We start from the raw sequence: 15,974 nt of genomic DNA on the forward strand, positions 1-15,974 counted from the left end.
GGTCTCTGTCAAACAACTCAATGTTGTGACAGGTGTTTAAATCCTGTTAACTACTCTTTCTCTATAACAGGCTCGTTCGCACTGTCCTTTGAGCTATCGTTTAAGGTGACTAGACGGTAGAAGACAGGCGTAAATAGTAAGCCAAATACCGTTACCCCAATCATCCCGAAGAACACCGCATTACCCATTGCCTGACGCATCTCTGCACCTGCCCCTGACGCCAGTACCAGAGGGACCACACCAGCTGTGAACGCAATTGAGGTCATCAGGATAGGACGCAGCCTTAAGCGACACGCTTCCATGATGGCTTCCAGATGGGTAGCCCCGGCTTTATGCTTATCGCGGGCAAACTCAACCATCAGAATCGCGTTCTTCGAGGCCAGTGCCACCAGTACAATCAGCGCAATCTGGGTGAAGATATTATTGTCACCACCGAGCATATATACACCCGCCAGTGCAGAGAATATCGTCATTGGCACTATCAAGATGATGGCAAGCGGTAAACGCAGACTCTCATATTGTGCAGCCAGTACCATGAAGACCAACACCACAACCAGAGGGAACACATATACCATGGTATTGCCCGCCAGGATCTGCTGATAAGTTACCTCAGTCCACTCATAACTGATCCCTTCCGGTAAGCTCTCGGCCAGTACAGATTCAATCGCTTCTTTGGCCTGATCTGAGCTGTAACCCGGCGCTGGACTGCCGTTTAGTTCAGCCGTCATATAACCGTTATAGTGCATTACCCGATCCGGACCTGTGGTGGGTGTCACCGTCACTACCGAGCCCAGCGGTACCATATTGCCAGCGGCATTGCGTACCTTCAGATTGTTGATCTGTGACTGTTTGGCACGAAACTCAGCGTCGGCCTGTGCTTTTACCTGGTAAGTGCGACCAAACAGGTTAAAGTCATTCACATACACAGAGCCAAGATAAACCTGTAGTGCACTGAACACTTCATCCAGCGGAATACCTTGTAGTAGTGCCTGCTCACGGTCGACGTTAATATCCATCTGTGGTACCTGGATACGGAAGCTGGAGTACAGACCCGTCAGTGCCGGATGTTGCTGAGCCTGACCAATGGTACCCTGCAGCGCCGCAAACAAGGCTTCGAACCCTTTATTACCTCTGTCCTGAAGCTGCAGCTTAAAGCCACCTGTGGTACCCAGACCAAGAATTGGCGGCGGCGGGAAGACCGCTACAAAAGCCTCATCAATTTCAGCAAAACGCATATTCAGTTGCATCGCAATCGCATGGGCCGAGAGGCTGGGATCCTGACGCTCCGAGAAATCAGCCAGTGGCGTAAACACGATGCCGCTGTTAGTGCTGTTAGTAAAACCATTTACCGACAGACCCGGGAATGCCACAGTATGGGCAACACCTGGTACTTCCAGCGCAATCGCCTGCATTTGTCTGACAACGGCTTCTGTTCTGTCCAGGCTGGCGGCATCCGGCAGTTGTGCTACCGCAACCAGATATTGCTTATCCTGCTGAGGAATAAAGCCACCCGGCACTGAGTTAAACAGACCAACCGTTGACCCCACCAGGCCTAAGTAAACCACACCCACGACAACACTCATGCGGATCAGCTTTTGTACCAGCTTTTCGTAACCTTGTGCACCTTTGTCGAACATGCGATTGAACGGTTTGAACAACCAGGCACCAAACAGTTTGTCCAGTACACGAGTCAGACCGTCTTTAGGCGCATCATGCGACTTCAACAACAAGGCAGAAAGCGCAGGCGACAAGGTCAGTGAGTTAAAGGCAGAAATCAAGGTTGAAATCGTGATTGTCAGGGCAAACTGCTTATAGAACTGGCCCGACAGTCCGGTAATGAACGCCGTCGGAATAAAGACCGCACACAGTACAAAGGCAATCGCGATAATAGGACCGGTTACTTCGGTCATGGCAATTTTGGTTGCCTCGAACGGACTGTATCCGTCAGCAATATTACGCTCTACGTTTTCAACCACCACAATGGCGTCGTCCACAACAATACCGATGGCCAGTACCAGGCCAAACAAAGACAGCGTATTAATAGACACGCCCAGCATCTGCATTACGGCGAAGGTACCAATCAGTGACACCGGCACAGCAATTAATGGGATGATTGACGCACGCCAGGTTTGCAAAAATACCACCACAACCACAACAACCAGCAGGATGGCTTCTAGCAAGGTCTGAATAACCGCATCAATTGAGCCGCGCACGAATACAGTCGGGTCATAGGCAATTTCGTAGGTCATGCCCGTCGGGAAGTCTTTAGACAGGCGTGCCATTGTCGCACGTACGTTATCAGACAAGGCAATGGCATTAGAGCCCGGGCGCTGGAAGACAGGCATGGCCAGCGCAGGCTGGTTGTCCAGCATGGCACGCAGCGCATAGTTTTCCTGGCCCAGTTCAACGCGGGCAATATCCTTTAAGCGTGTGATCTGGCCCTGCTCGCCCACTTTGATGATCACTTCTTCGAATTCATCAATCTGAGTTAAGCGACCTTTTACGTTTAACAATACCTGAAACTGGTTTTCATCCGGTGAAGGTTGAGCCCCCAGAGAGCCTGCTGCTACCTGTTGGTTTTGCGCACGTAATGCGCTGATCACATCACCTGCTGTCAAGTTGCGGGCAGCCAGCGCATCGGGGTTTAACCACACACGCATAGAGTATTTAGCACCACCAAATAGTTGCAGATCGCCTACTTCTGGCAAACGCTTCAGCTCATCTTTAATATAGATGTCCGCATAGTTGGCCATGTAAGACGTATCCTGCTGACCATCCGGAGAAACCAGATGAACCACCAGTGCCAGGTTAGGTGACGACTTTTGTGCTGTCACACCCAGTCGCTGCACCTCCTGCGGCAGGCGCGGCAAGGCGTTATTCACGCGGTTTTGCACCTGAACTTGTGCCTGGTCCAGATCAGTACCCAGGGCAAACGTCACAGTCAAAGTTAAACGACCATCGCTGGTTGCCTGAGATGAATGGTACAACATGTTTTCGAGGCCATTCAGTTCCTGCTCAAGAGGCGTTGCAACAGTCTGACCAATGACTTTGGGGTTCGCGCCCGGGTAGCTGGCATTCACCACAACCGTGGGTGGCACTACTTCCGGATACTCACTGACCGGCAATTGAAACAGTGAAATAGCGCCGGTGATCACAAACACCAGCGAGAGCATGGCCGCAAAAATCGGCCTGCTGATAAAAAAGTGAGAAAAGTTCATAATGGCCTCTTAGTTTGCAGCGCTGAGCTGAATGTCGCGCTGTGCAATCACAAGACGGGTATCATCCAGGTTGAGCGTGACCATATTTGGCGTAATTGGCATACCCGGGCCGACACGAGCTGGGCCATTGGCCGCCACTTTATCCCCATCTTCCAGACCTGATTTAATCGCGCGGAATGCGCCATAGCGCTCGCCCAACTCCACCAGGCGATATTGCAGGGTGTTGTTAGCATCAACGGTCAACACAAAGCGGTTTTTCAGATCAGTGCCAATAGCACGCTCGGGCACCAACGGCATCGTGGTCGCGTCTGCGGCGCCTAAAGAGATACGGGCAAAGGCACCTGGCTTAAGGGCATGCTGCTGGGCATCAAATACTGCACGAACACCGAGTGTGCCGGTATTCGGGTTAATTTCATTGTCGATAAAGTCGACCACGCCAGGTACAGATGCGCCACCGTTGATACGTTGCAATTGCACCGTGACCGCATCCGTGGCATCAACACCGGCAAATTTGTCGCTCCAGGTGCGCTCATCCACATCAAAATATGCGTAGATCTGCTGATCTGACACTATGGTTGCCAGTGTGGTTTCGCCCGCACTCACATAGTTCCCTTTGGTCACGATGGCGCGAGATACGACCCCACTGATCGGCGCTTCAACCTGACTGAACTCCAGATCCAGACGCGCTTTTTTCAGCTGTGCCGCGATGGCATCACGATTAGCCTGTGCCTGACGTAATGTCGCCGCACGCTGCTCAGCCAGCTCTGTTGACATGGCTTTCTCAGCCACCAGCTGCTTGGCTCGGCGCGCTTCACTTTTTGCCTGCATAAGGGCAGCATCGGCACTCACCAGTTGCGCATTCAGGGTTTCAACCTGCACCTCAAACGGGCGCGGATCGAGTCTGAACAGGATCTGGCCTTTTTCAATCCGCTCACCTTCTTTGAATGTCATCTGCTCTACCTGGCCAGACACACGCGGCTTAAGCACAACCCGCTCTGGTGCCTGCAAACGCGTAGTAAAGGTATGCCAGGACTGGACCGGCGCCATTTTGACCTGTGCCACATCAATGGTCAGTGGCGGTGGCTGCTGCCCTTCCTGTGCGCTTGGCTGACTACAACCACTAAGCACTAAAGCAAGTGCGACCGCACTGAGTGTATAGCTAATTTTATTCATGACATTCTCCGACAGTATGAGTTGATATGATGGTACGAAGAATTACCGTGAAGAAAAATGGTAGTTTTTTAAAAACATTAGTGCCAGAATGGCACCAATAAACTTTTCTTTGTGTTGAAAGGACAGATTATGGATACCACCAGCCGCTTGATAATGTTGCTCGAAGTTGTTGAGCAGGGGTCATTTTCAAAGGCCGCTGAACTGAGAAATATAGACCGTTCAGTGATCTCCAAACAAATAGGCAAGCTCGAAGAAGAACTGGGGGTTCGACTACTGAATCGCACTACCCGGTCCTTTTCCCTGACTGCGGCCGGTGCTGAAATGGTAAAAAAGGCAGCAGATCTGCGCTTGTTATTGCAAGATACCGTGCAACTGGCGGAAAACTATCACCAAGAGCCCAGAGGGCTATTACGCATTACCGCATCGAGTTATATTGGCCAGCATTACCTGATGCCAGTCATCAACGACTTCCAGAAGCGCTTCCCCCAGGTCAGTGTTGAGATACGTATGGATGATCGGGTGGTTGATATGATCTCTGAAGGGTATGATCTGGCTTTTCGGGTCGGTGAGCCACGTGACTCGTCTCTGGTTGCCCGCAAGATAGCCCGAAACAAAATGCTGATCCTGGCAACACAGCGCTTTATCGACACCTATGGCGAGCCCAAAACCATGGCCGATCTGGCCGACTTACCTGCAGCGTCCTACAGTAGCTCCCATTTGCGCTTTGAGTCCATCAGCTATATCGACGAAAATGGCAAGCCTCAGGAACAACCCATTACACCTGTGTTTCGCTCCAATGATGCCGAAGCTCTGATGTCCAAAGTGTTGTCACATACAGCATTTTTTACCGCACCGGCCTTCTTTTTTGCCGATGGTGTCGATACCGATCAGCTGGTCCCGATGCTGACGCATGTCAACCTGCCCGACTACAGCGCGGTGTATGCAGTCTATCCACACCGGGATCTACCCGTCAGAACCCGATTATTTTTGGATGCTGCACGGCACTATATCGGCGAGCATAAACCACGCTGGGAGCTGAATATTCCCGGTATTGATCAGCTTTACCAGGCTAACAATAAATAATTGCACTGTATGGGTATATTTATACTCATACAAAATATTCAATAATGACAAGGATAAAATAACAGTCACAATGACATTCTGTGCGCTGTGAAGCGTAAAAACTCGAGGGAAAGAGCGTTTTTCAGGTTTAACTCAGCTCCGCATACATCAATAATGTTATTTCACAAAGAGTCATACATACACATCATTTAAATCGATAAAGCCTCTATTTTTCATAGTAATACAGTTTAAAACAGGATGTTTTCCGAGATGTTAACACCCAAGCTAAAGTCATTTGTTAGCCATATATATGGCACACAGATGCCATGAATTCTTAGCCTCTTTGTCTTTTTTGGTTTCTATAGTACTGCCCCTGAAACAATTACAGAGTCAGGATTATGAAATTAAAATTACTAACACTCGCAATGCTTTGCGGCAGTGCCGCTTTACTCACTGGTTGTTCGGATAGCGACAACGAGTTGCAATTCAAAGAGCCGCCGAAAGAGCAGCAAACGGACGATGATAAGCAGCCTGTAGATGACAAGCAGCCGACTGACGACGATAAACCGACGGATGACGACAAACCGACAGACGACGACAAACCAACGGACGACGACGATGATAAACAGCCTGAAGAACCTGTGATTGCTAATGGCACACAGCTTGAGCTGCGCATCATGGAAACCACTGACCTGCATGCCAATCTGATGAACTTTAACTACTTCTCGAATAAGACAGATGACAAAGTCGGCCTGGTCAAAACTGCGACTCTGATCCGTCAGGCGCGTGAGGCAGTTGCCAACTCCGTACTGGTTGATAATGGCGACCTGATCCAGGGCAGTCCGCTTGGCGACTATATGGCAAAAGTCAAAGGCCTTGAAGAAGGTGACGTACACCCAATTTATGAGGCAATGAATACGCTGGATTACGATGTGGCAAATATCGGTAACCATGAGTTTAACTTTGGTCTTGAGTTTTTACACGAAGCCATCAACGACGCCAAGTTTCCGTATATCTCCGCCAACGTATTTAAAGATGACGGTGACGATGACCCGAGTAATGATCTGACACTTTTCAGAGCTTACTTCATCGATGAGAAACAAGTCATTGATAAAAATGGTGACACACAAACGCTGAAAATTGGTTACATCGGTTTTGTTCCGCCTCAGATCATGCAGTGGGACAAAGCAAACCTGGAAGGTCAGGTTATTGCCAAAGACATCGTCGATATGGCCAAACACTATGTGCCTAAGATGAAGGAAAAAGGCGCGGATATCATCATTGCTATTCCTCACTCCGGGCTGGAAACGGCTGAGAAGAAACCACTGGCTGAAAATGCCAGCTACTATCTGTCTCAAGTCGACGGCATTGACGCCATCATGTTTGGCCATGCCCATGCCAACTTCCCGGGTCCGCGCTACGCAGGTCTTGAAGAACATGGCGTCGACAATGAGAAAGGCACCATCAATGGCGTGGCCGCCGTGATGCCAGGTTTTTGGGGTAATAACCTGGGTATCATCGACATGACGTTAGAATACGGTGAAAACGGATGGCAGGTAATAGACACTCAGTCTACGCTGGAACCGATCTCTATCACCAACCCTGATCGCACTGTCACCTCTTTAGCAGTTAACGATGCACAGGTCGAAAACGCGGCAATGACCGCTCATGAAGAAACGAAAACCTGGGTTAACGAGCCGTTTGCAAAAATTGCGGATGAGGTCAACAGCTATTTCGCGCTCGTTAACGACGATCCGTCTATTCAAATCGTTACTGATGCTCAGCTTTGGTATACGCAAACAATTGTAAAAGGGACTGAACTGGACGATCTACCTGTGTTATCTGCAGGCGCGCCCTTCAGAGCAGGACGTGGTGGTCCGGACGACTTTACCTCGGTCGATAAAGGTGACATTGCTTATCGCAACGTAGCCGACCTGTATATTTACCCGAATGTACTGAAAGTCCTTAAACTCAACGGTGCTGAAGTTAAGCAATGGCTGGAAATGTCAGCGGGCCAGTTTAACCAAATCATGCCAAACAGTGAAGATGTTCAGGTTCTGGTTAATACCGACTTCCCTTCTTATAACTTTGATGTGCTGGACGGCGTGAGCTATCAAATTGATGTGACCGAGCCTGCTCGATACGACACCAAAGGCAATAAAGTCTCTGATGGTAACCGCATTAAAGCCCTCACCTACCAGGGCGAACTGGTAACGGATGAACAAGTGTTCCTGGTTGCAACGAATAACTATCGTGCGTCGGGTGGTGGTAACTTCCCAGGGATCTCAGGTGAGAAAATTGTAGTTGATTCTCCTAACGAAAACCGTCAGGTCGTCGCCGACTACATTGCACTACAGTCAAATAAAAATCCGGAAACCGGCATGGATCCAAGCGCGGATGGTAACTGGTCATTCGCACCGGTAGAGGGTGCAAACGTGGTCTTTTACAGCTCTCCGTCGGATAAAGCTGCCGTATTCAGTGCACGCTTTGCCCATATCACACCTTTGAACAAAACCACTGATGATGGTTTTGCAATCTATCAAATCGACCTGACTCAGTCTGCTGACTGAATTTCAGAGCGATAAACAAATTAAAAGCCACGCATTTGCGTGGCTTTTATATCGCGCCGTAATCACAGGCAGTATGCGGCAATTTCATATCAACCTGCTGAACTGAACGCGCAATTTTGAGGCCAAAGGATTGTGTGCTTGCCAGGGAAACTTGGCTATTCAGCGAGCTTAACTTAGTTCGCAATCGGTTTACGTACTGAGTTAATGCGCTCATTTAGCAAAGGTAGTCAGGCAGGTTGATATTCACAACGGGAATTGATGATGAAACTATCTAAACTCACAGTTTTAGGCCTTGGTGTAACGCTTGCGCTTAGCGCAACCGCTTTGCAAGCTGCAACACCGTATAACTGGAATAACACCGCACCGGTCAAAGTACCCAGTGCACAACAAAGTAATGGCAAAACCGTTCTGTTCGACGTCTCGCACGGCGGCGTTGAAGGTAATGCCGACTGGGTTATCGACGGCGCATTTTCTGACTTCGCCGACGCGCTTGTCGCTGAAGGTTACCGCGTTGAGGAATATCGTGGCGTCGATTTGAATAACGATGGTAAAATTCGCTTTTTTGATGACCGCAGTTTCTCAACTCAGGCAAACGAAGCGGTCATTACTTATGATGCTATCAAACATGCTGACGTGTTTGTCCTGGCAGAAACCAACCGCCCATTTACCCTGGCAGAGCAACAGGCGCTGGAAACCTTCGTAGCCGCGGGTAAAGGTATTTTCTTTATCGCCGACCATTATGATGCGGATCGCAACCTCAATACCTGGGATGCGACTGAAGTCTTCAACGGTTACAACCGCTCTGATCTGAGCAAGTACAATATGGGTGGCGCTTATGGTGACTGGCGTAACCCTAAAAGCGCACAACAAGGCTGGTTAGTCGAAAACTTCGGTATTCGTTTTCGCTTCAACGGAGTTGACTACAAGCAAGGCGTCAGCGGTGTTGAGCCGGCTTATCAGACCGAAGGTCTGACACAAGGTGTCGCGCCGATCCTGATGGCTGCTGGTGCCACCCTGGCAATTGTCGACGGTCAAAAAGCCAAGGGACTGGTTTACTTTGCTGAAACCGATAATCCGACCAAGTGGCGACATGCCAAAGACTCAGGTTTGTATTTTGGCGGAGAAGCTGAAGGCCCCTATGTAGCAATCGCTAAATCAGGTGCTGGTAAAGCGGCTTTCATTGGTGACTCTTCACCGATTGAAGATGCAACGCCTAAGTATCGTCGTCAGGACAGTGGTAACACGAAGAAGACTTATCCGGGCTGGACAGATCCGGGCCACGCATCCGTACTGTCTATTAACATCGTCAACTGGCTGGCTACCCCAGAAAGCTATACCCATTTTGATGGTGCTAATGGCCGCACACCTGGTCGCGTCACGCCAGTGCCGATGACCTCAGAGGAAATGTTCGATCCTAACAATGGCCAGCCCTGGAGCAACCCAAGCAATGGCTTCAACCCATGGGATACTGATACCTATAAAGACAACTCTTTCAATGCACCGTATGGCCAGGGCCAGGTAGACCCTGATCCGGATCCAGATCCAACGCCAGGTACTGCGGTCTCCGTTACTGACGCATTAGCAGCGACAACCGGTACTGAGTTAGTTGTTCAGGGTAAAGTGACTGATGCCGTCAATGGTATCTATGGCCTGCTACTGACTGACTTAAATAACCCGACTGTCAGCATCAATGTTAAATTGGAGTCTAATCAACGTGCCGACTTCAACCCGCAATTGAACCCTGAAATTCTGGGTAAAACCTTGTTGGTAACCGGTAAGCGTAACAGCTACATGGGTGAACCAGGGATCCGTTACGTTACGGATTTGGTTATCGCACCAAGTGCACTATCCGTTTCTCAGGCGCTGGCCACCGCTCAGGGTGAAACCATCACGTTAACCGGTAAGGTCAAAGCACCACTGAACAGCATCTATGCTCTGGTGCTGTCAGATTTATCTGACGACAGCACCACCATCAACATCAAACTTGAGTCAAGTCAGCGCGCCGAATTCAGCCCTCAGCTGAACCCGAGCATTCTGGATGAGACTTTGGTGATCACCGGTAAGCGTGACTCTTACATGAGTCAGCCTGGTATCCGCAACGTCTCTGAAATTGCCAAGGCGTCGTCAACTTCACCAGACCCGGATCCAAACCTGGATATGACGGTTAGCGAAGTACTGGCAAAAAGCAATGGCACACCCGTTGTTGTGGCAGGTACCATTACTTCTGCCATCAACAACATTTACGCCCTGGAACTAAGTGATCCAAACGCGCCGGGTAACAAGCTTTACATCAAGCTGGAGTCATCACAGCGTGCAACATACAGCCCTCAGCTAAACCCTGCTTTGCTGGGTAAAAAGCTGCGCGTAACCGGCGTTAAAAATGACTATATGAGCCAGCCTGGCGTACGTAATGTCACGGCCCTGACTCTGTTAGACTAGATTAACGGGTTCTAAATCAGGCGACGCATTGCGCGTCGCCTCTTTCCATTAATCATCCTCTGCAAGTGACTGGATGTCTTCAATCAACTCTTCCAGTTCAGATACCAGACGTTTTTTCTGTTTATCGCTGAGGCTCTGATATACATCCAGCAGATATTGATGATTGACTTTGCTATTTTGCTCATTGGCCAGGTTGAGCTGCTCAGAGCGAAAGGCCTCCGGATCCATCAGTAACTCAGACAGCCTGGCTTTAAACGCATCACCGCGCTCGGGCTGAGCAAACAAAGCTCTGAGTTCTCCCTGATAACGCGCACGATAGTCTGACCATAACGCTGCGGTGCTGACCTGTTGCTCATACAACTGCTCAATGCGCCCTTCTTGCTCAGCAGACAATCTACCAATCCAGCGCTTGAGGTTATTCTTACGCTCCTTCAGCCAGCGTTTGTGTTTTTTCTGCTCAGAACGCTTTGCCCTTTTTTCAGCCCGCTCAGCTTCTCCTTCAGCCAGCTCATCAAATAGTTCATTGGCCTGCGCTTCGCTAAGCATCGGGGCCATTTCAACCAGATCTGGGACCACTTTGTTGCGCAAACGATGCCAATGTTCGAGCATTTGTGCGCGGTGGTAGCCAATCCGCTGCAGCGTAATTTTGTCATTTTCTATATCTGATTTCAGCACAGTAAGCTGCTCGGCATACCGTGTCAGCTCCTGAGACTTGTGCCAGTTCAGCCAGGCCAGCAAACGCTCGTCAAACTGCGCTTCCTGTTCATCATTAAGTGAAACATAATCATCAAGATACCAATAGCTCAGCCAGTCGGCATTTTTATAGATAAATTTAGTTGAACAGCCGGTCATCGTCAGCAATGCCAGCATCAGTAAGAACTTTCTCATCGTCGTATCCATAGTCCATGTTATTAGTCTCTTTAGTTAATACGGAATTCGACAAAATGTGGACTAAAAAAGTGTCTGTAAATATTTCGTTCGTTACAAACTCTGTTTAATCCCGAAATCTAACAAAAAGCCGATTATCGCAAAATCTGAGCCCTGCCCCTTACGGCAGCTTGCCTTCATACTGGTGCCCTAGACAACCATAGACGAGGAACACCAATGAGCCACTGGAATGAAGAAGATGCCATTAGCTACGACAGTAAATGGGGAGAACTGGAATTCCACCAGCAGATCCCGCAACTTGCAGGCGTACAACCGAGTTTTAATATTGTTGAGCTAGGTTGCGGTGGTGGGTATTTAAGCTTATGCCTGGCACGGTCTGCTGTAAATGTGCGTGTAACAGCATTGGATCCGACCCCTAAAATGATCGCACTGGCAAAAGCGCGACAGCGCAAAGCTAGTCTTTCACAAGCGCAGTTGCAGTTTTTTGAAGCCGGTGCTGAGGCACTGGATGTCAGCCCTGACACTCAGGACTTAGTGATCGCTGCATTTTCAGTCCATCACTGGCAAAGCCCGGCGCAGTCCATGGCATTGGTTTACACTGCACTTAAACCCGGCGGTAAAGTCTGGTTATGCGAGGATCTGGATGCACCTAGCGAGGGTAATACAGAGGTGCACGCGGAATTGAAGACGCTTAACGGCGTTAAAGGGCTGCTGCAACAGACTGGTTTTACCCAGCTATCACACCAAGTGCATCGCAGTCATGAAGGTGAATTTCTGATAATTGAGGCACTCAAGCCGTCGTCAGACAATGACTAAATGAAACGCCCGGCTTTATGTCCGGGCAACTATCATTACATCAACACCAGAGAAAAGACACTCAACCAGATCAGTTGAGTCCAGTAGGACAAGCGTTGATACAGACCAGCCCCACGCTTAATCTGAAATGCCTGTATCAGTTTAACAGTAAAGAACATTGACGCCACGACTACCAAAACAGAAAAAACACGGAACCAGGGAGCGACCAGCTCAGAGCCCGGGCTAATAGCCACAAACACGGGAGCCAACAATAAAGTTAACATTACGACAGAGCCTGCTGTGGAGTGGATCAAACAGTGGCGACTGGGTGTAGGTGTATAGGGGTCTTTATCCATCGGAAAATATCCCGCAAACCAGGTACCGACCCCATGAAATACAATCAGCACTCCGGTGATGTAAAATGCGATACTGGCCTCGGGTAACTGCATCACATGCCAACCAAAGATCACAAACATCACACTCAACGGATAATTATTTATCCACGGAGAGAGTTTTTGAGTTGGGCTCCCTGCAGCCCCTAGCTCACTGCAAAACTGATTAAAATGGTCGTAGTTCGGGTAAAACCGGCCTGCGATATAAACACCAAATGTTATCCACACAGTTGCGACCAGGCCTAATAACGCTGCAAAATACTCAAACATCCTCTTCCTCCTTGGTCCAGGTACAGCTTTAGATGACGGTTAAACGCTTTTCTTATTGTTCTGCACTGTATCAAAAACCACTTGTATACTAAGTGCTAATATAATGTACCCATTAACGACTCAAAATGCAAAAAAATGGGCTGTGTGACTCACCTACCGACATTTCCTTCTGGACATAAAAAAGTACAATAGAAAACTAAAAAACAAGATTGATTAACGAGATACAATCAAAACCTTGATATAAAGATTTTCTTACACCACGAAAAGTTGGACAAAATCAAGCCTTATCACATATTATTAAATTTATTCACATTTAATGACATTAGGCCATAAGGTAAATCGTTATTTGTGGAAGGATCAAAATAAAATATGAAGGAAACTAACATGAAAAAGTTTATCGCACTCACTGCTCTGGCAGCCTGCCTGTTCTCGCTTAGCACCACATCTCAGGCAAGAGGCAGCAATCCCGGAGATTTCCGTTACTATCACTTCCAATGCCTGGACAGCAACCAGGTCCAACTGTGGTTCAGAATTTCACAAACTTACAACCCAACGTTTGCCACTAGCTGTGAAAATGATGGCGGCAGACTCAAAGTCACCAAAGTGTTCTGGTAGACCCAACAACTGACCCATTAAGTCATAATGGCCAAAGCCGCTTAATTGGCCATTTCCAGCACTGTACATAGCAAACCTGTAGTGAAATGATCCGAGTTTTGCTTGCAATCACGAAAAAGTATCAATACACTGTGCCCGTTCGAAAGACAAACGAACATTTATCACCCAATTTATATCAATCAACCGCAGAGGAGAAAAATATGACTAATACATCACGTTCCTTTGCAGGTCTTGTCCGCTAATTAGCTGAAAGCGACTTAACTTCTTTTAGCTTTCTGATAAAGCTAATACCCGGTCTCGCCATTATGAACAGGCGAGTAAATAGATCTGCCAATTCGTTTTACACTAAAAAATTATAGTGCTCTTTTAAGGGCAAGGAATTGGTATTATGGGCAGATCCGTCCAACAAATTACACCCAACGTCAACCTGATCGCGTCTGAAGAGACCTGGATTGAAGGTTCGGCAATTCAACAACTTAAGAAAACATCAGAGTTAGCTGGTATGCAGCAGGTTGCCGGTATGCCAGACTTACACCCGGGCAGAGGCTACCCGATTGGCGCGGCATTTTTTACCACAGATCAGATTTACCCTGCTCTGGTCGGCAACGATATCGGTTGTGGTATGTCGCTCTGGCAAACAGCAATGAAAACATCAAAAGTGCATCTGGACAAGCTGGTCAAAAAATTTGCCCATGTTGAGTCCCCACTTGATGAAAGCTGGCACGACTACGTTACAGAGCGAAAACAAGCAAAGCAAATAGACAACAATCAGTTTGATCATGCTCTGGGCACGATTGGCGGAGGTAATCACTTCGCAGAATTTCAGTCCATTGACAAGATCTACGACCAGACAACCATCAATGAATTAGGGCTGGACAAGCGCAGCTTGCAACTACTGGTGCATTCAGGCTCTCGGGGGCTTGGACAATCAATTTTGGTCGATCATGTGTCCAGGTTCAATCACGCTGGGCTGGCTCTCTCAGATAGCGCATTTGGAGCGTATCTGACCAGACATGATGAAGCACTGCGTTGGGCTGAGCTGAACCGTGAACTGATCGCACTGCGGTTTCTCGAGGCAATTCGTACCAAGGGTACGTGCATACTGGATATAAACCACAATCTGATGTCACCCAAAACACTGGCTGGCGTTGAGGGCTGGTTACATCGTAAAGGGGCAACCCCGAGTGATAAAGGGTGCGTAATGATCCCAGGTTCGCGTGGTGATTATAGCTACCTGGTAAAACCCAAAAATACCACTGAGCCACACCTCAGTTTATATTCACTGGCACATGGCGCCGGCAGAAAGTGGAAACGGGGTGAGTGTCAGGGGCGCCTGAGTCATAAATACAAGCGCGATGATTTATATCGTACTGAACTGGGTAGCCGAGTGATCTGTGGCAACAAAGAGCTACTTTATGATGAAGCGCCACAAGCGTACAAAAAGTGTGAAACCGTGATTGCTGATATGGAGGATGCAGGTCTCATTGACCTTGTTGCCCGCTTTAAACCGGTATTGACCTTTAAAACCAATGGAGACTGTAGCGGATGATTTTATTGCAACTTTCTTCAGGACAAGGCCCGGCGGAATGCTGTCGGGCTGTGGCCCTGGCTTTGAGTCATATCACGCAACAATGTCACAAAGCAGGAGTCGGGCTAACTGTGATTGAAACGACCTGTTCCGACAACGAGGAAGGGTACAAGTCTGTTGTGCTCAGATTGAATTCTACAGATGGTGATGCCATAGCTACACAACTTGCACACCAGTGGCAAGGTTCAATGCTGTGGGTATGTCAGAGCCCTTATCGGCCAAGGTATAAACGCAAAAACTGGTTTTTTAGCGGCAAAGTTACAAAGCTGGATGAACATTCAATGAGTCAACAAATCACCTTTCAGCGCTGTCGGGCTTCAGGTGCAGGTGGCCAGCATGTAAACACCACCGACTCTGCTGTCAGGGCGACACATACTGAGACAGGGATCAGCGTCAGAGTACAAAGTGAACGCAGTCAGCACGCTAATAAGCGGATCGCCATAGCCCTCATACACAACAAACTGGAGGCGATGAAATCCCAGCAACGACATGATCAGGCCAAAATACACTGGCAACAACACCAGACACTTGAAAGAGGTGCGCCAAAGCGCACCTTCACAGGTGAACAGTTTAAGGAAAAGCGATGACCAATATCTTGTTTGTATGCTCGAGAAATCAATGGCGTAGTCCAACAGCTGAAAAAATCTGGCGGACCCACCCAACAGTCCGCACCCGCTCAGCAGGAACCAGCCCCAGAGCCAGGCGAACCGTGACGGCGACAGATCTGTACTGGGCGGATATCATTTTTGTGATGGAGAATAAGCACAAGGCTCAGCTCAAAACCCGCTTTGCCGCGGCACTGCAACACAAAGAAATACACGTCCTGGACATTCCCGATGAATACGCATTAGTGGAGCCTTCATTGATTGAGCTCATACAATATTCAGTCTCAGACTACCTGGATTTAGTCTGATCACCACACTGTATATCTGATAAGGAATAGAACAATGTAACCCCATCTCTT

Annotated in this window: 12 protein-coding genes; 8 read left to right on the top strand and 4 right to left on the bottom strand. The window is 48.6% G+C overall.

What is annotated here, in order from left to right; translation table 11 throughout:
* Nucleotides 1-50: 50 nt before the first annotated feature.
* Both PRUB_RS14520 and PRUB_RS14525 read right to left on the bottom strand, forming a co-directional pair.
* A complete protein-coding gene (locus PRUB_RS14520; RefSeq protein WP_010381736.1) occupies nt 51-3,218 on the bottom strand; it encodes an efflux RND transporter permease subunit in 3,168 nt (1,055 codons plus the stop codon).
* Between the two features lie 9 nt (nt 3,219-3,227).
* Entirely contained in the window at nt 3,228-4,391 is a 1,164-nt protein-coding gene (locus PRUB_RS14525; RefSeq protein WP_010381738.1) for an efflux RND transporter periplasmic adaptor subunit, read from the bottom strand.
* Nucleotides 4,392-4,520: 129 nt separating this feature from the next.
* Here PRUB_RS14525 and PRUB_RS14530 point away from each other — a divergent pair, with 129 nt between their 5' ends.
* The 3 genes from PRUB_RS14530 to PRUB_RS14540 all read left to right on the top strand — a co-directional run bounded on the left by PRUB_RS14530 (nt 4,521) and on the right by PRUB_RS14540 (nt 10,462).
* Nucleotides 4,521-5,474, top strand: coding sequence for a LysR family transcriptional regulator (locus tag PRUB_RS14530; protein WP_010381740.1), 954 nt, complete (start codon nt 4,521-4,523; stop codon nt 5,472-5,474).
* Between the two features lie 377 nt (nt 5,475-5,851).
* Nucleotides 5,852-8,023: a bifunctional 2',3'-cyclic-nucleotide 2'-phosphodiesterase/3'-nucleotidase gene (locus tag PRUB_RS14535; RefSeq protein ID WP_010381742.1), complete on the top strand. Its 2,172-nt coding sequence runs from the start codon at nt 5,852-5,854 to the stop codon at nt 8,021-8,023.
* A 261-nt stretch (nt 8,024-8,284) separates the two neighbouring features.
* On the top strand, nt 8,285-10,462 hold the full coding sequence (locus PRUB_RS14540) for a DUF6359 domain-containing protein (RefSeq protein ID WP_010381743.1): 2,178 nt from the start codon (nt 8,285-8,287) through the stop codon (nt 10,460-10,462).
* Between the two features lie 48 nt (nt 10,463-10,510).
* Here PRUB_RS14540 and PRUB_RS14545 read toward each other — a convergent pair whose 3' ends face one another.
* Nucleotides 10,511-11,350 carry a DUF6279 family lipoprotein gene (locus PRUB_RS14545; protein ID WP_010381745.1) on the bottom strand — a complete coding sequence of 280 codons (840 nt, stop codon included), beginning with the start codon at nt 11,348-11,350 and terminating at the stop codon, nt 10,511-10,513.
* A gap of 216 nt (nt 11,351-11,566) precedes the next feature.
* On the opposite strand from PRUB_RS14545, the gene PRUB_RS14550 reads away from it, so the two are divergent.
* Nucleotides 11,567-12,166 (top strand): class I SAM-dependent methyltransferase, encoded by a 600-nt coding sequence (locus PRUB_RS14550; RefSeq protein ID WP_010381748.1) that lies wholly within the window; start codon nt 11,567-11,569, stop codon nt 12,164-12,166.
* 35 nt (nt 12,167-12,201) lie between these two features.
* On the opposite strand, the gene PRUB_RS14555 is transcribed toward PRUB_RS14550, so the two are convergent.
* The gene (locus PRUB_RS14555; protein ID WP_010381752.1) at nt 12,202-12,807 is read right to left on the bottom strand and encodes a DUF998 domain-containing protein; all 606 of its coding nucleotides are present in this window, start codon (nt 12,805-12,807) and stop codon (nt 12,202-12,204) included.
* Nucleotides 12,808-13,191: 384 nt separating this feature from the next.
* On the opposite strand from PRUB_RS14555, the gene PRUB_RS14560 reads away from it, so the two are divergent.
* The 4 genes from PRUB_RS14560 to PRUB_RS14575 all read left to right on the top strand — a co-directional run bounded on the left by PRUB_RS14560 (nt 13,192) and on the right by PRUB_RS14575 (nt 15,923).
* A complete protein-coding gene (locus PRUB_RS14560; protein ID WP_010381754.1) occupies nt 13,192-13,422 on the top strand; it encodes a hypothetical protein in 231 nt (76 codons plus the stop codon).
* 388 nt (nt 13,423-13,810) lie between these two features.
* Nucleotides 13,811-14,971, top strand: a complete 1,161-nt coding sequence (locus PRUB_RS14565) for an RNA ligase RtcB family protein (protein WP_010381758.1) — start codon at nt 13,811-13,813, stop codon at nt 14,969-14,971.
* Nucleotides 14,968-15,597 (top strand): peptide chain release factor H, encoded by a 630-nt coding sequence (gene prfH, locus PRUB_RS14570; RefSeq protein ID WP_010381760.1) that lies wholly within the window; start codon nt 14,968-14,970, stop codon nt 15,595-15,597. The genes PRUB_RS14565 and prfH overlap by 4 nt, the downstream gene beginning before the upstream one ends.
* Complete coding sequence (locus tag PRUB_RS14575; RefSeq protein ID WP_010381763.1) at nt 15,594-15,923, top strand: low molecular weight protein tyrosine phosphatase family protein; 330 nt, start codon at nt 15,594-15,596, stop codon at nt 15,921-15,923. The genes prfH and PRUB_RS14575 overlap by 4 nt, the downstream gene beginning before the upstream one ends.
* Nucleotides 15,924-15,974: the final 51 nt, after the last annotated feature.

The organism is Pseudoalteromonas rubra (assembly GCF_000238295.3).
Classification (GTDB): Bacteria; Pseudomonadota; Gammaproteobacteria; order Enterobacterales; family Alteromonadaceae; genus Pseudoalteromonas; species Pseudoalteromonas rubra.

Coding starts and splice junctions, on each gene's coding strand:
- PRUB_RS14520 (WP_010381736.1), bottom strand. CDS start 3,218: ATGAACTTTTCTCACTTTTTTATCAGCAGGCCGATTTTTGCGGCCATG.
- PRUB_RS14525 (WP_010381738.1), bottom strand. CDS start 4,391: ATGAATAAAATTAGCTATACACTCAGTGCGGTCGCACTTGCTTTAGTG.
- PRUB_RS14530 (WP_010381740.1), top strand. CDS start 4,521: ATGGATACCACCAGCCGCTTGATAATGTTGCTCGAAGTTGTTGAGCAG.
- PRUB_RS14535 (WP_010381742.1), top strand. CDS start 5,852: ATGAAATTAAAATTACTAACACTCGCAATGCTTTGCGGCAGTGCCGCT.
- PRUB_RS14540 (WP_010381743.1), top strand. CDS start 8,285: ATGAAACTATCTAAACTCACAGTTTTAGGCCTTGGTGTAACGCTTGCG.
- PRUB_RS14545 (WP_010381745.1), bottom strand. CDS start 11,350: ATGAGAAAGTTCTTACTGATGCTGGCATTGCTGACGATGACCGGCTGT.
- PRUB_RS14550 (WP_010381748.1), top strand. CDS start 11,567: ATGAGCCACTGGAATGAAGAAGATGCCATTAGCTACGACAGTAAATGG.
- PRUB_RS14555 (WP_010381752.1), bottom strand. CDS start 12,807: ATGTTTGAGTATTTTGCAGCGTTATTAGGCCTGGTCGCAACTGTGTGG.
- PRUB_RS14560 (WP_010381754.1), top strand. CDS start 13,192: ATGAAAAAGTTTATCGCACTCACTGCTCTGGCAGCCTGCCTGTTCTCG.
- PRUB_RS14565 (WP_010381758.1), top strand. CDS start 13,811: ATGGGCAGATCCGTCCAACAAATTACACCCAACGTCAACCTGATCGCG.
- prfH (WP_010381760.1), top strand. CDS start 14,968: ATGATTTTATTGCAACTTTCTTCAGGACAAGGCCCGGCGGAATGCTGT.
- PRUB_RS14575 (WP_010381763.1), top strand. CDS start 15,594: ATGACCAATATCTTGTTTGTATGCTCGAGAAATCAATGGCGTAGTCCA.